This is a genomic window from Bradyrhizobium sp. 23AC, from assembly GCF_054863025.1.
In genome coordinates, this window is sequence record NZ_JAVAYN010000037.1 from 16523 (window position 1) to 37038 (window position 20516).

A 20516-nucleotide genomic window follows, 5' to 3' on the forward strand; every position below is an offset into this window, starting at 1 on the left:
GATTGTCATTCGCCCTTGAGACCGGCATCGCGGATCAGCTTGGTCCATTTCTGGGTCTCGGCGTCGATGAACTGGCCGAACTCGGCCGCGGTGCCGGCGCGCACTTCGAGGCCCTGGGCGGTCAGCTTGTCCTTGATCCCGGGTTCGGCGAGCGCGCGCAGGACTTCGGCCTGGAGCTTGTCGACGATCGCGCGCGGCGTCGTGGCTGGCGCCATGAAGCCGTACCAGCCGGCGGCAGCCACGTTGGGAAAACCCTGCTCGCGCAGTGTCGGCGCCTGCGGGTAGAGCGCGCTGCGCTCGGGCGAGGCGACGCCGAGCACGATGAACTTGCCGCTCTGGATGTAGGGCAGGGCGGTCGGCAGCGCTGTCAGCGTAGCATCGACGCGGCCGGCGAGCAGCTCGGTGTAGGAGGCGGCATCGCCCCGGAACGGAATGTTGAGACCCTTGACGCCGGCGTCGCGAAACAGGAGCTCTCCGGCGAGGTGCGGCTGCGAGCCGGCGCCCGGAGAGGCGAAGGTCAGCCCATCCGGTTTCGACTTGCCGTAGGCGATCAGCTCGGGGAGCGTCTTGAACGGCGCGTCGGCGCTGATGATGAGGAAGAGCGGCGCGACCAGGACCATCGCCACCGGCTGCAGATCCTTGCGGTCATAGGTCAGCTTGCCGAACAGCGCCTCGGCGGTCGCGTAGGGGGCCGCGACATAGAGAAGGGTGTAGCCGTCGCCCGGGGCATGGGCGACCATGTCATTGGCGATGCGGGTGCCGGCACCGGGCTTGTTCTCGACGATGAACTGCTGACGGAGATTGCGGCCGAACTCTTCGGCCAGCAGGCGCAACGAGATGTCGTTGGAGCCACCGGGCCCGTAGGGCGAGATCAGCCGCACCATGCGCGAGGGCCATGCATCCTCGGCCTGCACCGTCAGGCCTGAGCCGGCGGCGAGCCCGCCTGCGAGCGTGCCCAGCAGGGTTCGGCGTGTGACCTTGAATGATGTCACTGTTTTCTTCCTCCCTTTTTATTGTTGGTCTTCTTGTTAATTTCAGTTCACCTTTCGCGCGGTGAGCCTTTCGATCTCCTGGTCCGAAAGGCCGAGCCAATTGCGAAACACCTCGTCATTGTCCTCGCCGACGTCGCCGGCGGCGTGACGCAATCGCGCGGGATCATTGGTGAAGCGCGGAACGACATTGCTCATGGCGACCGTGCCGAAATCCTTGTCGGCAACGCGGGTGATCACCTCGCGCGCCCTCACTTGCGGGTCGTCGGCGATCTGGTCGATCGAATAGATCGGAGCAAGCGTTCCCTGCGCGGCATTGAATAGCGCGAGGACCTCGTCGAGGGGATGGGCGGCGCACCAGCCGGCGAAGATGTCGTTGAGTTCGGCGGCGTGCCTGACGCGCCGGTCGTTGCTGGAAAAGCGCGGATCGGTGATCAGGTCGGGCCGTTCGATCGCCCGGCAGTTCGCCGCAAACAGCGCGTTGGTCGAACCTGCCAGCGTCACCCAGTGATCGTCGCTGGTGCGAAACACGGCCGCCGGCGCCGAATAGCCGTTGGCATTGCCGATCCGGCTGCGAACGGTGCCGAGCTGGTCGTGCTCGATGGCGAGAACGTCGAGCAGGCGGAAGGTCGCCTCAGTCAGCGAAAGATCGATCTCCTCGCCGGGCGCATTCGGGTCGCGCGCCCGTTTCCACAGCGCCGCGAGCACGCCGACGGCGCCGAATAGGCCGCCGATCGAATCCCCGATCGGGTATCCCGGATGGGTCGGTTCGCCGTCGCTCTCGCCCGTGATGTAGGTGAGCCCGCCCATGGCCTCGAAGATGCGGGCGAAGCCGGGTCGCTCGCGATAAGGTCCATCCTGCCCGAAGGCGGTGGCGCGCAGGATCACGAGGCGCGGCTGGATCGACCACAGCACCTCCTTAGGCAAGCCCCATCGATCGAGCGTTCCCGGACGGAAATTCTCGATCAGCACGTCGAAGCGCGAAAGCAGCTGCTTGAACAGCGCAAGTCCTTCCCCAGTGCGCAGATCGAGCGTGGCAAACTTCTTGTTGCGGTTGGCGGCCTTCCACCACAGCGGCTTGCCGTCCTTGAACGGCGGAAACGACCTTACGCCGTCGCCGTTCCCGGGCATCTCGATCTTGAGCACCTCGGCGCCGTAGTCGGCCAGCAGCGTGGCGGCGAACGGCGCTGCAATGATCGTCGCGATGTCGAGAACCTTCAGTCCCTCGAGCGGTCCAGCCATGTCATTTTCCGGCGCTTGTGATCTTCTTGGTCTTGCGCGGCGGCGCGGACTCTGGCTGCCCGACGATGGTGCGGATGCTGTCGGCAAGCGCCGCGATGCGCGGACCGATCTCACCTTCCAGCTGTCCCGGCTGGAGCCGGAAGGCGGGGATGCCGCAATTGATCGAGAACGACTGCCTCGATTCGCTGGCGTGAAACAGCGGCGCGGCGACGGCATGGATGGAGGCCATGTACTCGCCCCAGCAGGTGCAGAAGCCCCGGCTTTTGCATTGCGCGATCCCGGCCCGGTATTTGTCGCGGAAGGCCGACCACAGCTCGGGGTCTTCAGCACCGATGTTCCGCTCGAGCCGGTCTGCATCGGCCGGCGGCAAAGTCGCCGCCGCGGCGCGTCCCATGGCGGTCATCACCACGGGAATCGGCATGCCGATGTCCGGCGCGTGCGGTCCGACATCGCCGGAGCGCGCGGTCTCCACATAGATCATCGACGTCGCGTCGAGCAGGCCGATCGAGACCGTGCCGCGGACGCTAAGCGCCAGCTCCTGCATCATGGGCCGCGCCATCTGGCGGAATTGCATTCCGGCAAGCAGAGGATGCGCGATCCGCAGTGCCCGCGCAGCGACGCGGTACTTGGCGCGCTCGGCGTCGTAGCGGAGGTAGCCGAGCTCGGCCAGCGTGTGCGTCAGCCGTGCCACCGTCGGCCGCGGGATGCCCGTCAGCGCCGACAGCTCCATGTTACCCAGCAGCGTGCTCCCGGCCTTGAACGCCTCGAGCACGACGAGTCCCTTTGCCAGTGTCGTCGCGAAGGCGGCGTCATCGACACTCTCCGCCAGCACTGCGGCGGCGGAGGAGAGCGGATGTCGCGGTTTGGATGAGTCTCTCAGGGCCATCCCCGAATATCAGACGGCGAAATCGCTTCTGTCCAATAGATTCGGCAAGAATGGGGAAATTGTCCGATATGTGGACACAGATATCGCCTCGACGTTTTCGTTGAAGGACGCGCCGGACCGGGCCGCACACACAGATTTTTGTCGTGATTGCATGTCGTGTTGTGACAGGATTATTACGACGACATGTCAGATCGATAATTTGCGGAGCGGTTCATGTTGCAGTGGCAGGCGCGGTCAAATCCCCTCGCGTGGTGGTGGGGATCCCTCACGCTCGTGAGCGGCGCCAATATCCTGGTGTGGTTCATGCTGTACCGCGAATTCTACCCGACGCCTGCGGGCAGCCTCAGTGGCGGCTCGGACATCGGGCTGATGTTGCTGCTGTGCGCGGGCTATGTGTTCGGCTGCGCGTTCCGCTCGTTCCTGCCGCGCGCCGACGTGCAGCGCATCTGCCTGTTCGACACCTGGCTCTCGAGCGTCGTCGTCGGCCGAACGGTCGCGACCGTGGCCGAGCTCTGCTTCGTCGCGCAATGGGCCATCATCCTGCATCAGCTCGGCAAGATGACGGGCGCCGAGACCGCGGTGAACATCGCGCTCGTGATCGTGCCGATCATCATCATCGCGGAGTGCTTCTCCTGGTACGCGGTGGTGACGACCAATTTCCTCTACAACGCGATCGAGAACTCGCTGTGGGCGGTGACCTTCTTCCTCGCCGGCCTCGCGCTGTGCCGCCTGATGCCGGAATTCCAGGGCGTGGTGCGCTGGGCGCTGATGTCAGGCATCGTCGGCATCGCCTGCTTCCTCGCCTTCCTCGTCACCGTCGACGTGCCGATGTATCTCAGCCGCTGGCGGGCCGGGCACGCCGAGGGCGGCAGGTTCTTAGGCTTCCTCGAAGGCCTGCATGACGTCTCGACGCGCTGGGTGGTGACCCACGACATCGCGCATTGGAAGGGCGAGCTGACCTGGATGTTCCTGTATTTCAGCGCCGCGGTGTGGTCGAGCCTGGCACTCTGCGCGCTCTATGCGATGGAAGGCTATCTGGCGCGTTATCTGGCCTGAGCGATCAGGCCTCGCCGAGATCGGGCTCGGTCAACAGTCCCTGCCGCAGCGCGAGGCGGACCAGCTCGATGTCGGAGCCGACGCCGAGCTTGTCCTTGATCAGGGAATGCAGGTTCGCCACCGTCTTCGGGCTGACGTGCAGCGTTTCTGCGATCTCCTCCGTCGTCCGCTCCGCGAGCAGCAGCCGCATCACCTCGAACTCGCGCGCGGTGAGGACGTCGGCGGCCGAGCTTTCGCCGCCGAGCCGGCTCAGCGCCAGCTCGTGGTCGATGTCGGGGCTGATGGCGATCTTGCCGGCGAGCACGTCCATCACGGCCCGCACCAGCGTTTCCGGCGGGCTGGTCTTGGTGACGTAACCCCTGGCGCCGGCGCGGATCGCCTGCACTGCGAAGCCCGCATTCTGATGCATGGTGAAGATGAGGATCCTGGCGCCCTTGTCCCATTGCCTGATCCGCCTGACCGCTTCGATGCCGCCGATGCCGGGCATGCTCAGATCCATGATGACGAGGTCGGGCGCCTCGGATTTGTACAGCCGGTAGGCCTCAGCGCCGTCGGCCGCTTCGGCGATGACGCGCAGGCCCGGCTGCTTCTGGAGCACGGAGCGATAGCCCTCGCGGACGACGGAATGGTCGTCGACCAGCAGGATGGAGGCATCGGCCGCGCTCATGCCGCATGCTCCAGCGCCTGCCGCTCGGCGGCGGTGAGCGGAATGACGACGCGCAGGGCCGAGCCGCCGTTGGCACCGACTTCGAAGCTCATCCGGCCGCGCAAGGCCGCAACGCGCTCGCGCATGCCGAGCAGGCCCATGCCGGATTTGACCGACGCATCGTTCGGCCGTCCATCGTCGTCGATGGCAAGCGCGATCTCGTCTGCCGCCATCGTCAAATGCAGCTCCACCTTGGTGGCGCCGGCGTGCTTGGCGGCGTTGGTGAGTGCCTCCTGCACGATGCGGTAGAGGTTGGCGCTGACCGCGGCGGGCAGGGTCTCGAACGCGCCGTCGAAATGGATCGAAAAGCGCGTCTCGCCGCGGCTGCGTCCGTTCCAGCCCGCGACGAGACCTTCCAGGCTGGCCACCAGCCCGAGCTCCTCGACATCGGGCGGGCGCAGCCGGAACAGCGCGCCGCGCAACGTCTCCATCATGCTGGTCGCGGTCCGTGAGATACCGTCGCATTCGCCGAGCAAAGCGGGGCAGTCCTGCGCGGCGGTCTGGCGGGCGGAGGAGGCGAGGGCGCGGATGGCGGCCAGCGACTGGCCGAATTCGTCATGCAGCTCGCGCGCGAGATGGCGGCGCTCGTCGTCCTGGAGCGCGATCAGCTTGCGCGTCAGCTCGCTGCGCTCGGCGAGCGCATTGTCGAGGCTTTCGGCGAGATGGTTGAAGCCGTCGCGGATCGCGGAGAGTTCGGCCAGATCGAACGGCGGCAGCCGCGCCGAGAGGTCGTTGGCGGCGATCCGCTCGAGGCCGGTGCGGATCAGGCGGGTCGGACGCAGCGCGCGCGCCAGCGCGGCGTAGACCAGCAAGCACAACAGCGGCAGCGCGATCGCAAACGCAATCATCAGGCGGCCAGCCTCGTGCCAGGCCTCCGCCGTCTGCACGGCCGGATCGACCGAGACCACGGTCTCGCCGAGCTTGGCGCCGCGCACGATCACAGGCCGTGCCGCTTCGCGGCCGGGGTCGAACAGGCTGCGATAGAAGGCCGCGAAGACCTGCGGCGACGGGCTCGCCGGGGCGGGCGCGCCGCTGCAGAATCGCTGGAGCATCTCGCCGCTGGGGCCACGGAAAGCCAGACACAGGCCGGGCGTCATCACATAGGCCGCGACGGGATCAAGGTTGGGAAAGTCGCGCGGGCCGGCCACCCACTGGATCTTGCCCTGTTGCAGCTCCAGCGACTTCGCCACGATCGCGGCGATGCCGTCGATGCGCGCGTGCACCGCGCGGTCGGCCGCGATCAGGAAATAGGCGGAGATTGCGGCGAAGCAGGCGGCCGTTATGGCGGCCACGCGCAACGTCAGACGGACCTTGAGATCGAATCTCGGGCGGTTCCACATCGGGCAGCACCTTGCGCGAACAGGCTTGTCGCCGCCGCATTAAACGGCAGAACGCCAGCCGCGCAAAGCGCCACGCGTTACTGCAGTGCAATGACGTGAAATTTTCCCGGCGCTCGCCGGGACGGGCCCCGTTGCCGGGTGTCAGGTTGCCGCCGAGATTTGCCAACCGCTCCATCTGCGAGGGCTCCGCTCATGTACCTCTCCCGGTTGATCCTCCCGGCTTTTCTCCTTGCTGTCATCGTGGGTGTCCGGCCTGCCGGCGCGGGCACCGAGGTGGCCGCCGCAGCACCGGCCGGCGTGTCGATCGAGGATTTCCAGTACCTGGATACGTCCGGCGAGCCGGTCGATCAGACCGCCGCCCACGAGAAGCGGCTGAGCGCGTTCATGGCCGCGCTGCGCCGGGATGTCGGGGCGGACAAGCGCTATCAGCTCATCCCCGCCGGGCAAGCCGATGCAAAATTCAAGGTCGTCGGCGGCGTCCAGAAGACGAGCACGCTGGTGCAATGGGCGCGGGTCGCCGTGATCGATACCGCGGCCAAGAAGGTGCTGTTCGAGAAGCTCTACACATTCCGCGGCGACAATGACGAGGCCTGGGAGCGCGCCGAGGCGTTCCTCGCCCGCGAGGTCATCGCGGCGCTCGGCACGCCTGCGCCGGTCGCGCTCGCCGTGTTCGATTTCGAGCTCGAGGACATGACGGCCGCATCAGGGAGCCCCCTGGCCGCTTCGGACGCATCGTACCTCGCCGAGACCACCGGCGGCGTGCGTGACGTGCTCGGTCAGTCCGGCCGCTACCGCATCGTCGAAATCGGCAGCGCGAGCGGCGAGGCGGCGAAGGCGCGCGCGTTACGCGACTGCGGTGGCTGCGAGGCGGCGATTGCGAAGGAGCTGGGCGCGGATCAATCGCTGATCGGCGTGGTGCGGCGGGTCAGCCGCACCGAATACACGCTCGGCTTCCAGCTGCGCGACGCCCGCACCGGCGCCGTGCTGGCGCGCGGCGACAGCGGCCTGCGCCTCGGCGCGGATTATTCGTGGAAACGGGGCGCCGTGCGCCTGGTCAGCGATCGGCTGATCGAGAGCCAGCAGGCCGAGGGCGCCGCTAAAAGGTAAGCTGCACCTTCATCGACTGCGAGCGGTCGCTGGCGAGCTCGAAGGCGGCGACCGCGTTCTCGAACGGCATGGTGGCCGTGATCAGCGGCTTCACGTCGATCAGGCCTTCGCCCATCAGGCGCACCGCGAGCTCGAACTCCGGATCGAAGCGGAAGGTGCCGCGGAGCTGCAGTTCCTTGGCGACGATGGAATTGATCGGCAGCGTCATCTCGCCGCCGAGGCCGAGCTGTACCAGCGTCGCGCCTGGGCGGAGCACGTCGAGCGCGCTGCGCAGCGCCGCCTGATTGCCGGAGGCTTCGAACAGCGTGTCGAACACGCCCTTGCCGGCGCGCCAAGGATCCAGTGCCGTGGCATCGGCCGCGACATTGATGGCGTGCGTGGCGCCGAGTTTCCTGGCGACCGCGAGCGGCGCCTCGGCAACGTCGGTCACCACGATCTCGGCCGCGCCGCCGAAGCGCGACACCAGGATCATCAACGCGCCGATCGGGCCGCAGCCCGTGATCAGCACGCGCTTGCCGAGCAGGGGGCCGGCCTGCTTGCCGGCATGCAGGCACACCGCGAGCGGCTCGGCGACCGCGGCTTCCGCCAGCGACAGCTTGTCTGCGATCGGCACCGCTTGCGTGGCATCGACCGTGATGAACTCGCGAAAACCGCCTTGCACGTGGGGGAAGCGCATCGCGCTGCCGAGGAAGCGCATATCGAGGCACTGGTTGCGCATGCCTTCCTGGCAATGCAGGCACTGGCCGCACGGCCTGCTCGGATTGACCGCAACGCGCGTGCCCGGCTTCACGCTGGTGACGCCGTCACCGACGGCCGCGACCACGCCGGCGATCTCATGGCCCAGCGCCATCGGCTGCTGGATGCGCACGACGCCGAAACCGCCGTGATGGTAGTAGTGCAGATCAGAGCCGCAGATGCCGCCATTGGCGATCTTGACGCGAACCTCGCCCGGGCCGGGCGCCGGATCCGGGTAGGTGTCGATCCGCAAATCTTTCGGGGCGTGGATGACGACGGCGCGCATGGCTTGCTCCTGGTTCGCGGATCACATCGCGGCGATCATGCCGCCATCGACATAGATGATCTGGCCGTTGACATAGGTGGAGGCGTCCGACGCCAGGAAGATCGCCGCGCCCACCAACTCGTCCGGCTTGCCCCAGCGCTTGGAGGGGATGCGGCCCATCAGCCAATTGTTGAAATCGGTGTTGTTGACCAGCGCCTCGTTCATGTCGGTCAGCATGTAGCCGGGGCCGATCGCGTTGGCCTGGATGCCGTGCTGGGCCCATTCCACCGCCATCGAGCGGGTCAGGTTCTTGATGCCGCCCTTGGCCGCGGTGTAGGGCGCGATGGTCGGGCGCGCGAGCTCGCTGCCGAGCGAGCCGATATTGATGATCTTGCCGTGCTTGCGCGGGATCATGCGCTTGGCCGCCTCGCGGCCGATCACGAAGGCGCTGGTCAGGTTGGTCTCGATCACCTTGCGCCATTCGTCGGTGGTGAACTCCACCAGCGGCTTGCGGTGCTGGATGCCGGCATTGTTGACGACGATGTCGACCGCGATGTTCTTCCTGTCGAAGTCGTTGAACGCCGCGACGATGGCGGGCTCGTCGGTGACGTTGAAGGCTGCGCCTTCGGCCTGATGCCCGGCGGCGCGAAACTCGGCGACGGCCTGCTCGACTCGCTTGGGATCGACGCCGTTGACGATGATTTTGGCGCCGGCCTTGGCCATGCCTTCGGCGATGGCGCGGCCGAGGCCGCGGGAGGAGCCGGTCACGAGCGCGGTGCGGCCGGAGAGATCGAAGAGGGAGGTGCTCATGTCGGAAAGTCCTTAGACGTTGGAGCGGCGCACAGTGAGATCGGTGCGCTCGAAGACAGCGGGCAGGAGGTCGACGCCGAGGCCGGGTCCCTCCATCGGATAGACAAAACCGTCCTTGATCACGGGCATCGTGGTGACGAGCTCATTGTACCAGCCTTTGTAGAAGGCGCGCACCGATTCCTGGATCAGGGTGTTGGGCTGGCTGAACGACATGTGGATGGCGGCGATGAAGCCGATCGGGCCGATGCAATCGTGCGGCGCGAAGGGACGGTGATAGGTCTCGGCCATCGCCGCGATCTTGCGGCCCTCGGTGAGGCCGCCGGTCCAGCACAGATCCGCCATGACCACATGCATGGCGTCGCGGTCGAGCATGTCCTTGTAGGGGAAGCGCGAGCCCAGCGTCTCGCTGGCGCAGACCCAGACATCGGTCGAGCGGGCGTATTCGGCCAGCGCCTGCGGCGAGTTCATGCGGATCGGATCCTCGTACCAGGTCGGCTTGTACGGCTCGAGAGCGCGCGCGATCTGCTTGGCGGTCGGCAGGTTCCACAGCGAGTGGAGCTCGACCATGATCTCCATCTTGTCGCCGACCGCTTTGCGGATCTTCTCGAACGGCTCGATCGCCTGCTTCATCTGCGCGGCCGTGATGTAGAGGCCCTTGTTTTCCTGCGCCGCCGGATCGAACGGCCAGATCTTCATCGCGGAGATGCCGCTCTCCAAAAGGCTTTCGGCCAGCGCATCGGCGCGGTTCATGAAGCCGTCGAGATCTTCATAGGGGCCCTTGGAGGCGCCGAGATTCCAGTTGGAGACCGGGCTGATATTGGTCGAGCGGACATATTGCGTGCCGGCGCAGGTGTTGTAGATGCGCTGCTTGTCGCGGCAGAGGCCGCCGAGCATCTGGTGCACCGGCTGATTGCAGACCTTGCCGAACAGGTCCCACAACCCGATGTCGATCGCGGATGCCGCGCGATATTCCACGCCGGTGGAGGACTGCGCCATCGGCAGGTTCAGCATGTCGCGGTGGATCGCTTCGATGTGCAGGGGATTGCGGCCGAGCAGGCGGCCGGCGAAGGTGTCGTGGATCTGCGCCTCGACCGCGCCCGCGCCATAGAAGGTCTCGCCGAGCCCGATCACGCCGGTGTCGGTGTGGATTCGCACCCAGATGACGTTGGAGAATTCCTCGGTGCGCAGGGTCTCGATCGACGTGATCTTCACTGCAACAGTCCTCCCATGATAAGGCGCCTCGCGCCCGTCTTGTTGTTCGTGTCTATGCCGGTCAAAAGCGACGATCCCGGCAGGCAGTCATACGCTCGCTTGTAATATATCACAACATGTTTTAAGGATATCACAAATAAGCCGCCGCTCGGCAGCGCGAGCAGGGTGGCAGGGAGGACAACATGGCACGGCGCAAGCGCGCGCTCGAAGTGGTGAGAAGCGACGATGACGGCGAGGGAAGGCCCTCCCGGCGCAACCGCCTCAACTTCTTCGAGCTGGCCTATCAGAGGATCGAGGAGCTCCTCGTTCATTGCGAGCTCAAGCCCGGTCAGTTCATGACCATGCTGGAATTGCAGCAGATCACCGGTTTCGGGCGCACGCCGGTGCACCATGCCGTCAATCGTCTCTCCGCCGATACGCTCATCATCATCCGTCCGCGCCACGGCCTGCACATTGCGCCGATCGATCTTGCGCGCGAACGTATGCTGCTGGCCTTGCGCCGCGACATGGAGCGTTTCGTGATCCGCCTTGCCGCCGATCGCGCCAGCCTTTCGCATCGCAATCAGGCGCTGCACATCGAACGTCTCCTGCGCGAGCGCCGCGCCAGCCTCACTCTCGACGAATTCAACAGCATCGACCGCCGCATCGACGCGCTGGTGCTGGAAGCCGCCGGCGAGCCGTTCCTGGTGCACACGCTGCGGCCGCTGCACACGCTGTACCGGCGCATCGGCTACATCCACCACCGCTTCATGCCGGGGCAGGCCGATCTGTCGGGCACGATCGATTGTCATCTCGCCATTCTCGCCGCGGTGGCCAGCCGCCGCGTCGATGACGCTGTGAAGGCGAGCGATGCACTGATCGACTACATGGGCGAGATATTCACGGGCATGGAAGCGGGGATCGATCCGCGCCTGCTCGATTGCAGCATCGAGCCGCTGCTCGGCACGTAGCGAGTTTTGAAAAGAGGACCAAGCATGACAACGATGGCGATGCCAAAACCGACCGCGAGCGAAGCCGCGGTCCGCTACCTCATCACGAACTACAGTCCCAAGGGCAACAAGGTCGGCTGGCTGATGATGGCCTCGATCCTGGTCGAAGCCTGGGACCTCTATTCGATCGCCTTCGTGCTGATCTTCATCAAGGAGCAGTACAATCCCACGGCGCTGATGCTGGGCCTTGCCGCGGCGGGCACGCAGGGCGGTGCCCTGATCGGCGCGCTGCTGGGCGGCTGGCTGTCCGACAAGATCGGCCGCCGCGTCATGTTCCTGGTGACGATGGTGATGTTCATCGTGCTGGCGCTGGCGCAGGCCTTTGTGCCTGACGTCACCTGGCTCATCGTGATCCGATTCCTGCTCGGCATTCCCCTCGGCTCCGACATCTCGACCGGCTACACCTACATCATGGAATCCATGGCCAAGGGCGAGCGCGAAGTCATGGGTAACCGCTGGCAGTTCATGTTCGCGGTCGGCGAGGTCCTGACCATCGGCGTCATCGTGATCTTCCTCTTGATCGACATGCAGCACGAGATGCTCTGGCGCGTGACGCTCGGCCTTGGCGCGGTGCCGGCGCTGATCATCCTTCTCATGCGCCACGACGTGCCGGAGACGGCGGTGTGGCTGGTGCAGAAGGGGCGCTATCGCGAGGCCAAGCGGGTCGCGCGCGAGATGTTCAACGACAATCTCGACATGCTGCCGGATCAGGATGTGGTTGTTCCGAAGACCAGCACGCGTGCGTTCCTCGCCGACCTCAAGAAGGATCCGATCCGCTGGCGCGCCACGGTCTACGGCTGGATCGCTTGTTTCACCCAGGCGAGCGAGTTCTCGACCTTCGCGTTCTATTTGCCGGTGCTGTTCGTGATGGTCGGCGTGTCGAGCGTGCTCGGCATCAACCTAGTGACGATGGCGCTGTTCTCCTTCGCCGCTCTGTCCGGCTGGGTCGGGCCGCTGCTGACGCCGAAGATCGGCCACCGCGGCATCGCGATCGCCGGCTTCTCGATCGTGTTCGCCTCGCTGCTGGTCGCGGCCTTCGCGCTCTACACCGACAACAAGATCCTGCTGCCGTTCGCGGCCGCCGCGATGCTGTGGGGCCATTATTGGGACGCGTCGAACTGCATGACGATCCCGACCATGGTCGCCAAGCCGAAATATCGCGGCACCGCCAGCGGCTTCGCCTACATGTTCGTGAAGCTGCCGTCGTTCCTGGCGATCTTCCTGTTCCCGACGGTGTTCGCCGCGATCGGGCAGGCGAATGCCACGCTGATGGTCGCGATCTTCCCGCTGATCGGATTGCTCGCCGCGATCTTCATCCTGCCGGAAGTCTACGGCTACGAGAACGACTGACGATGCGCTTCCCGGTCGCGGCGTCGTCGCCGCGATCGGGACTGATTTCGGAACGCTGCGGCCGGCGACTACGGGCTCAAGAAGACCGGATCGATTCCGATCCCATGGCCGAGCAGGCCGAGCGCCTGAAGCTGGGCGGAGTGGAGGTCGACCTCCACGATGACGAACAGTGTGAACAACGCCACCGCGGAGACGACCAGCAGGGGATGAGCCGTCTCGGCGCTGCTCTCGCCCGCTGCGAAGAGGCTCCGAATCGCACGACGCAGAAAAGAGCTCTGCGGCAACGCTTTCGATTGGATTTGCATGATGGTCCTTCCTTGCCGCGTCATATCCGTCTGATTGGCGCAACAATGGAATTCTAGCCGCAGCGTCGCTGCCGGCATTGACGCACCGCAAATAGCTTGCGCTTAATTTCGAAGGCCGGGGCCTGCCTTACCTGATTGCCGCTGCCAGTGCCGCGATCAAGGCGGGCGGGGTCACCAGCAGGCCGAGCTTGAGGAAGGGCCAGGCGCCGACCTCGATCTTCTCCCGCCTGAGCGCGACCAGCCAGAGGATGGTGGCGAGCGAGCCCGTCACCGACAGATTGGGGCCGAGGTCGACGCCGATCAGGATGGCGCTGACGACCGGGGCGGGCAGATGATCGCTGGCCGCGACCGAGCCAGCGACGAGGCCCACGGGCAAATTGTTGGCGATGTTGGTCGCGATTGCGGTCGCGATGCCGACGCTCCAGGCGGCTTGCGGGACGGATTGCGCGACTGCCTCATGCAGCAGCGCGCTGAGCCGTCCGATCACACCGGTCTTCACCAGCGCCTCGACCATGACGAAGAGCCCGCCGACCAGCGGCAGCACGCTCCACGACACGCCCCGCAGCACAGGCAGCGGTGATTGCCGGCTCAGCAGCAGCACGAGTGCGGCCGTCACGCCGCCGCAGATGAAGGTCGGCAGGCCCAGTTGCTTGTCCAGCGCAGAGGCCGTGACCAGCACGGCGCCGATCGCGATGATGCCCACGGCCGTCAGCTTGCCGCCGCGGCCGAGCTTTGGATGCGGCACGCTGCGCGCAATCGTCTCCTCCTTCAGGGCCCGGTGCTGGGTTAGGCGCAGCACGATGTAGGTCAGCAGGATGGAGGCCGCCGAGGGCAGGGCGAACAGGCGCAGCCATTCCGTCAGGTGCGGCATGCGCGCGCCGAACACCACGAGATTGGCGGGATTGGAGATCGGTAGCACGAAGCTCGCGGCGTTCGCGATGAAGGCACAGACGAAGAGATAGGGCAGTGGCTTGGCGCCGGCTGCGCGCGTCGCGGCATAGACGGCCGGCGTCAGCACGATCGCGGTGGCATCGTTGGAGAGCAGTACCGTGACGAGCGTGCCGACGAGATAGATCAGCAGGAACAGCCGCTGCGGCGAGCCGTCCGCGTATTCGACCGCGAGCGCGGCGAGATAGTCGAACAGGCCTTCAAGGCGCGCGAGCTCGGCGATCAGCATCATGCCGATCAGGAAGAGATAGACGTCGAGGCCTTTTTCGATGCCTGTCAGCGCATCCTGCCACGGCAGCAGGCCTGATAGCACCAGGGCGCTCGCGCCGATCACCGCCCAGACTGCCTCGGGCAGGCGAAAGGGGCGGATGATGACGCCTGCTGTCGCGACGACGATGATGCTCCAGGCCCAAATGGCGTCAGACGGCACGGTTAATCCTTGAAACGGGACGGGTTCATTCGGCAGCGATAGCCGATGCCGACGCCGCTGTCTCCCCCTGTGGGCGTGGGCCGCCATGTCGTGTCTCAGGCAGCGCGAGAATGCAGATGATGGCGCCGATTGCAGCGACGACGCCAAGTGTGATGAACGCCGCACTGTAGCCTGCGCCGACCACGACGAAGCCGGCCAGCGTCGTCGACAGCGCAGCGCCGATGCTCTGGGCCGTGATGACGACGCCTTGCGCGACGTTGAAGCGGCCGGTGTTGCGCATGAGGTCGGCGACGATCACCGGGAAGATCGCGCCGAAGATGCCTGCACCGACACCGTCGAGAAGCTGCACGCCGACCAGCCAGAACGGATTGTCCGAGAGCGTATAGAGGGCGCCGCGGATCGGCAGGATCAGCAGCGCGGCGAGTAAGAAGCGCTTGTGGCCCCAGCGATCCGCCCGGGCGCCGACCAGCATTGCAAACGGCACCATCACCATCTGCGCCGCGACGATGCAGGCCGACATCAGGCTGGTGCCCATGTTCTTGTCCTGCAACGCCAGTTTTTGTCCGACCAGCGGCAGCATGGCGGCATTGGACAGATGAAACAGCGCCACACAAATCGCGAAGACGAGCAGGGGGCGACAGGTCAGCAGTACGGAAAGGCCCGAGGGTCGTTCGGCCGCGCTGTTGGTACCAGCGTCGTGCAGCCCGCGCGCGAGGTCGTGGTCGATGGCCCGTTCGGGGATCGCCAGGATGCTGACGAGACTCGCGATCGCCGTGGCGCCGAGAAGGTAGAACACGACGGTCGGTCCGAACCAATAGGCGGAGAGGCCCGCGAGAGCGGCCGCGACGGCGTTGCCGGCGTGATTGAAAGTCTCGTTACGGCCGATCCGTCGGGTGAAGGCGGCATGGCCGAAGATGCCGAGCGAGATGGCGGCGATCGCTGGCGGGAAGATCACCGCGGCGGCCTGCGCGGTTCCTTGCGAGATCGCGACAGGAAGAAAGCCCGGAAACAGCGGCAGCGAGAGCGAGGCGAGCGTCACCAGAATAGCGGCGATCATCATCGTGAGCCGCTTGGCGCGGGTTGCGTCCACCAGCGCACCGGCCGGTGTCTGCGCCGCGATGCCGGCGATGGTCGCGATCGACATCACGAGGCCAATGCACGCCTCGTTCCAGTGTTGCTCGGTAAGGAGATAGACGGCGAGATAAGGCCCGAGCCCGTCGCGAACGTCAGCGAGGAAGAAATTGGCCGCGTCCAGTGCGCGGCCGGCGCGCCTGATCTGATCGGGATTTTCGCTCGACATCGGTCTCTCGATCGTCGTTGTGCAGATCTGCCTGCCAAAAAGTCAGCTGTCGTCCCGGACAAGCGTAAGCGCAGATCCGGGACCCATAACCACAGGGCAGAGTTTGGTGAAGACTTGCCGTGGCCAGCTTCCTCCATAACCTCTCCCTGTGGTTATGGGTCCCGGATCGGCGCGCGCTCGGGGCGCGCTTGTCCGGGACGACGGCGTTTTACTTGGTTTACATTCACCGCGCCACCGACAGCTTCTCCGTGATCGCCTTGCGCAGAATGCGTGAGAGCGCTTCGACCGAATACGGCTTCTGGATCAATTCGAAACCGCGATGGGCGTTTTCGGCGAGGACGTTGCTGTAGCCGGAGGTGAGCACCACGGGCAGGCCCGGATAGCGCTCGCGGATGATGCCGGCGAGCTCGACGCCGTTCATGCCGGGCATGATGACGTCGGAGAACACGAGGTCGACGGCAAATTCGTTCTCGCCGAGGATCGCCAGTGCGGCGTTGGCGTTGGCGACGCGGCGAACGACGTAGCCGAGATCTTCCAGAAGCTCGGTCGAGAAGCGGCCGACTTCGTCGTCGTCCTCGACCACGAGCACGCGATAGCCGCGCCCGGTGGCCGCGGCCTCATGGGTCAGTGCCGCGGCCTCCTTGTCGGTCGCGGGGCTTTGCGCCTGCGGCAGATAGATGATGAAGGTCGCGCCTTTGCCCTGGGTGCTCGTCACCGCGACGTCGCCCTCGGACTGCTTGGCGAAACCAAAAGCCTGGCTGAGGCCGAGGCCGGTGCCCTTGCCGACCTCCTTGGTGGTGAAGAACGGCTCGAAGATCGAGTCGAGATGTTCCGGCGCGATGCCGCTGCCGGTGTCGGTGACGGAGATGGCGACGTAGTCGCCGCCGCGCGCCGATTGCGCGCGCAGGCTGGGAATCCCGGAGACCTTGCGCACGGCGATGATGAGGCGGCCTTCGCCGTTCATGGCATCTCGGGCGTTGATGGCGAGGTTGATCAGCGCGGCCTCGAACTGGGCGATGTCGGCGACGGTAAAGCAGTCGGCATCATGAATCTCCACCGCGATGTCGATGCGGCCGCCGACCAGCGGCCGGACCAGCTGCGCGACGCCCTCGACCTGACTGCCGACGTTGAAGATCTGCGGCTTCAGCGGCTGCCGGCGCGCGAACGCCAGAAGCTGGGCGGTCAATTTGGAGGCACGCTCGACGGTCTCGGAGATGGCATCGACATAGCGGCGGCGGCGCTCCTCCGGCAGCTCGCGGCGGCGCAGGAAGTCGGTGGCCGAGCGGATGATGGTGAGGAGATTGTTGAAGTCGTGGGCGACGCCGCCGGTGAGCTGGCCGATCGCCTCCATCTTCTGCGACTGCCGCAGGGCTTCCTCGCCGCGCCGGCGTTCGGTGATGTCGACGGCTTCAGGGACGGCGCCGGTGATGTTGCCGTGACGGTCGAGCACGGGGCGCATGCCGAAGTCGAAATCGCGCTCGCCGATGGGAAGGCGCAGCCGCATCTCCAGCCGCACGGCTTCGCCCTTGAGCACGGTGTGGAAGGCCTCGCGCACCAGCGCGCTCATGCCCTCCGTCGCGCTGAACCAGGGCGTCTCCCACAACGGCTTTCCGATCACATCCGACGAGCTCGCCCCGATGCCATCGAGTGCGGTGTTGTTGGCGTAAAGCAGCTCACCCCTGAGATTGACCAGGCCTTGATACTGGTTGCTGGTCTCCAGGATCGCGCGCAGCCGCGCCTCGTTGGATTCGAGCTGGGCGGTGCGCTCGGCGATGCGCTCTTCCAGCGTCTCATTGAGCTGCCGCAGCTCGATCTCGGCCTGCTTGGCGACGGTGATATCGTGGGCGACGCCGATGAAGCCGATGTGCTTGCCGGTCGGGTCCCAGCGCGGCTGCGATTCCGAGCGCAGCCAGCGCCATTCGCCGCTGGCGTTCTTGTAACGCGCTTCCAGCACGAAGGGCTTGAGCGACGCTTCACCCTGGACCGATTGCTGCAGCACGTGCGGCAGGTCGTCGGGGTGCAGCACCTTGCGCCAGTCGAAGTCGATAGCCTGATCGTAGGGCAGGCCGACGAAGTCGACATAGGCCTGGTTGGCGAAGGAGCGCTTGCGATCGAGCTTGGTCACCCAGATCGGCACGGGCGCGCTGTCGGCGATCAGCCGGAAGCGCTCCTCGCTCTCGCGCAGCGTCTCGCGCGCGAGCGCCTGGTCGGTCATGTCGATATGGGCGCCGACGAGGCGGATGGCGCGGCCGTCCTTGTCGCGCTCGATCTTGGCGACGACCCGGATCCAGCGGGTTTCGCCGTCATTGGGGCGGACGATGCGGTACTCGGCGCTGTAGTCTTCGCTCGTTCCGGCAAGAGCCTCGATGAAGTGCTTGACGGTGGCGTCGCGGTCGTCGGGATGGATGCGATTGACCCAATCCTCGTGCGATTCCTCGGCAGCCTCTGGCGGCAGGCCGTGGATCATGAGGTATTCGGGCGAGCGGCGGTTCTTGAAGCCTTCGCGAAAATCGACCTCGACGCCGCCGACCTTGCCGATGCGCTGGATGCGCGCCAGCTCGGCCTCGCGCTCCTGGAGCGCGCGATAGGCGTTGTCGCGCTCGCGCGCGACGTCTTCGAGGTGTTGGCGCAGCCTTTCGGCGGCGATGGTCTCGGGCAAGGGATCGTTCAAGGCATCGGCCGTTGTCATGCGGGAGCGCACGTGCCGGACCGATATTCACACAGACGGAGCGTGATGGCCATTGTTTAGAGGAATTAGGCTGGGAAAGGCGCCATGAAACGGATGGCGGTGCGTATGAACGAAACGCCGGGTCTGGCAATTTGTTCCGGAGACTGGAACGATCGGCCGGTGGACGCGTCTTCGCGAGGCGTGACGAATGTCTTTGATAAGGCTCCCTTTCCGAAGAGGATAAATCTTGAAGCTCTTTGTCTGCCAGGCCTGCGGCAACGTTCTCTATTTCGAGAACCGTGCCTGCGAACGCTGCGGCCATCGGGTCGCCTTCCTGCCGGAGAAGGAGACGATGTCGGCGATCGAGCCCGACGGAGAGGCCTGGCGAATCCTGGCCGACAAGGGCGAAAGCCGGATGCTGTGCCGGAATGCCGAGTACGATGCCTGCAACTGGCTGACGGATACGGGCGAGGGCAACGGCTATTGCCGCGCGTGCCGCCACAACGGCATCGTGCCGGATTTGTCCGACCCCGCCCAGCTTGCCGGCTGGCGCGAGCTGGAGGTGGCGAAACACCGTCTGTTCTATTCCCTGATCCGCTGGAAGCTGCCGCTCCAGGCCCGGCAAGACGATCCCGAGCATGGTCTGATCTTCAATTTCCTCGCCGACGATCCGAACAGCGCAGAGAAGGTCATGACCGGCCACGACAACGGCCTGATCACGATTGCGCTCACCGAGACCGACGACATCGAGCGCGAGCGGCGCAGGCTCGAGATGGGCGAGCCCTATCGGACGCTGCTCGGGCATTTCCGGCACGAGGTCGGGCACTATTTCTGGGATGTGCTGGTGCAGGGCGGCGGCAAGCTCGAGGAATGCCGCGCGGTATTCGGTGACGATTCCACCGATTACGGCCAGGCCCTGCAGCGTCACTATGCCGAAGGCGCGCCGCCGGACTGGCAGCAGAACTATGTCTCGGCCTATGCCACGATGCACCCCTGGGAAGATTTCGCCGAGACCTGGGCGCATTATCTTCACATCGTCGACACCCTGGAGATGGCCGCCGAGTTCGGCATGGAGGTGCGTCCCAAGGTCGACCGTGACGGGGAGTTGACGGCGCGCATCCGTTTCAACCCCTATGAGGCCAGGGACGTCGAGGCGCTGGTCAACGCATGGCTGCCCTTCACCTTCGCCATGAACAGCGTCAACCGCGCCATGGGCCTGCGCGACCTCTATCCCTTCATCCTGTCGCCCGCGGTGGTCGGCAAGCTGGGCTTCATTCACAACCTGGTCCGGGACGTGGCCAAGGCCAGGAAGGCGCAGGACGCCGCAGGGCGTCCCTAGGGCTCGCCGAGCCCGTTTCGGTCTTGCGCTGGTACGCCAGAGGCCCGGATTTAGACCGTTGCCTCCGGCCGATTTTGATGTACCACGGGAGCCACACGGCCCGTCCCATAGGCCCCAACGGTCAGGGAAGGGTCCCGCCCAAGGTCGAGACTCAAGAAAAGCATGTTCAAACGCATTCTGATCGCCAATCGCGGCGAAATCGCCTGCCGGGTCATCAAGACTGCCCGCAAGATGGGAATCGAGACGGTTGCCGTCTATTCCGAAGCCGACCGCGACGCCCTCCATGTCGAGATGGCCGACGAGGCCGTGCTGATCGGCCCGCCGGCGGCGGCCGAGAGTTATCTGCTGATCGAGAAGATCGTCGAGGCTTGCCGCAAGACGGGCGCCGAGGCCGTGCATCCCGGTTACGGCTTCCTGTCCGAGCGCGAGGCGTTTCCGCGCGCGCTGGAGGCCGCAGGCATCGTCTTCATCGGCCCGAACCCGGGCGCGATCGCGGCGATGGGCGACAAGATCGAGTCGAAGAAGGCGGCCGCCAAGGCCAAGGTCTCGACCGTGCCCGGCTATCTCGGCGTCATCGAGGACGACAAGCACGCGGTCAGGATCGCCGACGAGATCGGCTATCCCGTGATGATCAAGGCGTCCGCCGGCGGCGGCGGCAAGGGCATGCGCATCGCGCATTCGACCTCCGAGGTTGCGGAAGGTTTCAACCTCGCCAAGGCCGAGGCCAAGGCCTCGTTCGGCGATGACCGTGTCTTCGTCGAAAAGTTCATCGTCGATCCCCGCCACATCGAGATCCAGGTGCTGGGCGACAAGCACGGCAACGTCATCTATCTCGGCGA

18 protein-coding genes are annotated in these 20516 nt (G+C 65.7%); 6 read left to right on the top strand and 12 right to left on the bottom strand.

Translation table 11 applies throughout. The annotated features are described in order from the left end of the window. Window positions 1-5: 5 nt before the first annotated feature. The 3 genes from RAD10_RS40350 to RAD10_RS40360 are packed head-to-tail and all read right to left on the bottom strand — an operon-like array spanning window position 6 to window position 3117. Window positions 6-992 carry a Bug family tripartite tricarboxylate transporter substrate binding protein gene (locus RAD10_RS40350; RefSeq protein WP_461621812.1) on the bottom strand — a complete coding sequence of 329 codons (987 nt, stop codon included), beginning with the start codon at window positions 990-992 and terminating at the stop codon, window positions 6-8. A 42-nt stretch (window positions 993-1034) separates the two neighbouring features. Further along, window positions 1035-2231 carry a CaiB/BaiF CoA transferase family protein gene (locus tag RAD10_RS40355; protein WP_461621813.1) on the bottom strand — a complete coding sequence of 399 codons (1197 nt, stop codon included), beginning with the start codon at window positions 2229-2231 and terminating at the stop codon, window positions 1035-1037. Window position 2232: 1 nt separating this feature from the next. Beyond that, the gene (locus tag RAD10_RS40360; RefSeq protein ID WP_461621814.1) at window positions 2233-3117 is read right to left on the bottom strand and encodes an IclR family transcriptional regulator; all 885 of its coding nucleotides are present in this window, start codon (window positions 3115-3117) and stop codon (window positions 2233-2235) included. 213 nt (window positions 3118-3330) lie between these two features. Between RAD10_RS40360 and RAD10_RS40365 the strand changes: the two genes are divergently transcribed. After that, window positions 3331-4173, top strand: a complete 843-nt coding sequence (locus RAD10_RS40365) for a hypothetical protein (RefSeq protein ID WP_461621815.1) — start codon at window positions 3331-3333, stop codon at window positions 4171-4173. A gap of 4 nt (window positions 4174-4177) precedes the next feature. Here the strand turns inward: RAD10_RS40365 and RAD10_RS40370 are convergent, their stop codons facing one another. Then, window positions 4178-4840: a response regulator gene (locus RAD10_RS40370; RefSeq protein WP_028140919.1), complete on the bottom strand. Its 663-nt coding sequence runs from the start codon at window positions 4838-4840 to the stop codon at window positions 4178-4180. Then, window positions 4837-6219: a sensor histidine kinase gene (locus tag RAD10_RS40375; RefSeq protein WP_461621816.1), complete on the bottom strand. Its 1383-nt coding sequence runs from the start codon at window positions 6217-6219 to the stop codon at window positions 4837-4839. The genes RAD10_RS40370 and RAD10_RS40375 overlap by 4 nt, the downstream gene beginning before the upstream one ends. 192 nt (window positions 6220-6411) lie before the next feature. Between RAD10_RS40375 and RAD10_RS40380 the strand changes: the two genes are divergently transcribed. Continuing rightward, on the top strand, window positions 6412-7326 hold the full coding sequence (locus RAD10_RS40380) for a DUF3280 domain-containing protein (protein WP_461621817.1): 915 nt from the start codon (window positions 6412-6414) through the stop codon (window positions 7324-7326). Here the strand turns inward: RAD10_RS40380 and RAD10_RS40385 are convergent. Genes RAD10_RS40385 through RAD10_RS40395 form a run of 3 tightly spaced genes read right to left on the bottom strand, consistent with a single transcriptional unit; the run spans window position 7316 to window position 10348 of the window. Beyond that, a complete protein-coding gene (locus RAD10_RS40385) occupies window positions 7316-8347 on the bottom strand; it encodes an L-idonate 5-dehydrogenase (RefSeq protein ID WP_461621818.1) in 1032 nt (343 codons plus the stop codon). The genes RAD10_RS40380 and RAD10_RS40385 overlap by 11 nt on opposite strands. Before the next feature lie 21 nt (window positions 8348-8368). Continuing rightward, window positions 8369-9136, bottom strand: a complete 768-nt coding sequence (locus RAD10_RS40390; RefSeq protein ID WP_461621819.1) for an SDR family oxidoreductase — start codon at window positions 9134-9136, stop codon at window positions 8369-8371. Window positions 9137-9148: 12 nt separating this feature from the next. Further along, the gene (locus tag RAD10_RS40395) at window positions 9149-10348 is read right to left on the bottom strand and encodes a mandelate racemase/muconate lactonizing enzyme family protein (RefSeq protein WP_091957174.1); all 1200 of its coding nucleotides are present in this window, start codon (window positions 10346-10348) and stop codon (window positions 9149-9151) included. 182 nt (window positions 10349-10530) lie between these two features. Between RAD10_RS40395 and RAD10_RS40400 the strand changes: the two genes are divergently transcribed. Both RAD10_RS40400 and RAD10_RS40405 read left to right on the top strand, forming a co-directional pair. Next, window positions 10531-11298, top strand: coding sequence for a GntR family transcriptional regulator (locus RAD10_RS40400; RefSeq protein WP_018320647.1), 768 nt, complete (start codon window positions 10531-10533; stop codon window positions 11296-11298). Window positions 11299-11322: 24 nt separating this feature from the next. Continuing rightward, complete coding sequence (locus RAD10_RS40405) at window positions 11323-12687, top strand: MFS transporter (RefSeq protein ID WP_461621820.1); 1365 nt, start codon at window positions 11323-11325, stop codon at window positions 12685-12687. A 68-nt stretch (window positions 12688-12755) separates the two neighbouring features. Here RAD10_RS40405 and RAD10_RS40410 read toward each other — a convergent pair whose 3' ends face one another. From RAD10_RS40410 to RAD10_RS40425, 4 genes are all read right to left on the bottom strand, one after another. Continuing rightward, on the bottom strand, window positions 12756-12992 hold the full coding sequence (locus RAD10_RS40410) for a hypothetical protein (RefSeq protein WP_461621821.1): 237 nt from the start codon (window positions 12990-12992) through the stop codon (window positions 12756-12758). A 127-nt stretch (window positions 12993-13119) separates the two neighbouring features. Continuing rightward, complete coding sequence (locus RAD10_RS40415) at window positions 13120-14370, bottom strand: arsenic transporter (RefSeq protein WP_461621822.1); 1251 nt, start codon at window positions 14368-14370, stop codon at window positions 13120-13122. Window positions 14371-14395: 25 nt separating this feature from the next. Beyond that, on the bottom strand, window positions 14396-15670 hold the full coding sequence (locus tag RAD10_RS40420; RefSeq protein ID WP_461621823.1) for an MFS transporter: 1275 nt from the start codon (window positions 15668-15670) through the stop codon (window positions 14396-14398). A gap of 223 nt (window positions 15671-15893) precedes the next feature. Then, entirely contained in the window at window positions 15894-18371 is a 2478-nt protein-coding gene (locus RAD10_RS40425; RefSeq protein ID WP_461621824.1) for a hybrid sensor histidine kinase/response regulator, read from the bottom strand. A gap of 214 nt (window positions 18372-18585) precedes the next feature. Here RAD10_RS40425 and RAD10_RS40430 point away from each other — a divergent pair, with 214 nt between their 5' ends. Together RAD10_RS40430 and RAD10_RS40435 are read left to right on the top strand one after the other, a co-directional pair. Next, on the top strand, window positions 18586-19677 hold the full coding sequence (locus RAD10_RS40430; protein WP_461621825.1) for a zinc-binding metallopeptidase family protein: 1092 nt from the start codon (window positions 18586-18588) through the stop codon (window positions 19675-19677). Between the two features lie 162 nt (window positions 19678-19839). Then, on the top strand, window positions 19840-20516 hold a 677-nt coding region (locus RAD10_RS40435; RefSeq protein WP_461621826.1), incomplete at its 3' end, for a biotin carboxylase N-terminal domain-containing protein.

Excerpts from the sequence above, each read along its gene's own strand:
- RAD10_RS40380 (WP_461621817.1), top strand. The coding sequence starts at position 6,412 with ATGTACCTCTCCCGGTTGATCCTCCCGGCTTTTCTCCTTGCTGTCATC.
- RAD10_RS40355 (WP_461621813.1), bottom strand. The coding sequence starts at position 2,231 with ATGGCTGGACCGCTCGAGGGACTGAAGGTTCTCGACATCGCGACGATC.
- RAD10_RS40400 (WP_018320647.1), top strand. The coding sequence starts at position 10,531 with ATGGCACGGCGCAAGCGCGCGCTCGAAGTGGTGAGAAGCGACGATGAC.
- RAD10_RS40360 (WP_461621814.1), bottom strand. The coding sequence starts at position 3,117 with ATGGCCCTGAGAGACTCATCCAAACCGCGACATCCGCTCTCCTCCGCC.
- RAD10_RS40375 (WP_461621816.1), bottom strand. The coding sequence starts at position 6,219 with ATGTGGAACCGCCCGAGATTCGATCTCAAGGTCCGTCTGACGTTGCGC.
- RAD10_RS40370 (WP_028140919.1), bottom strand. The coding sequence starts at position 4,840 with ATGAGCGCGGCCGATGCCTCCATCCTGCTGGTCGACGACCATTCCGTC.
- RAD10_RS40390 (WP_461621819.1), bottom strand. The coding sequence starts at position 9,136 with ATGAGCACCTCCCTCTTCGATCTCTCCGGCCGCACCGCGCTCGTGACC.
- RAD10_RS40420 (WP_461621823.1), bottom strand. The coding sequence starts at position 15,670 with ATGTCGAGCGAAAATCCCGATCAGATCAGGCGCGCCGGCCGCGCACTG.
- RAD10_RS40410 (WP_461621821.1), bottom strand. The coding sequence starts at position 12,992 with ATGCAAATCCAATCGAAAGCGTTGCCGCAGAGCTCTTTTCTGCGTCGT.
- RAD10_RS40405 (WP_461621820.1), top strand. The coding sequence starts at position 11,323 with ATGACAACGATGGCGATGCCAAAACCGACCGCGAGCGAAGCCGCGGTC.
- RAD10_RS40365 (WP_461621815.1), top strand. The coding sequence starts at position 3,331 with ATGTTGCAGTGGCAGGCGCGGTCAAATCCCCTCGCGTGGTGGTGGGGA.
- RAD10_RS40385 (WP_461621818.1), bottom strand. The coding sequence starts at position 8,347 with ATGCGCGCCGTCGTCATCCACGCCCCGAAAGATTTGCGGATCGACACC.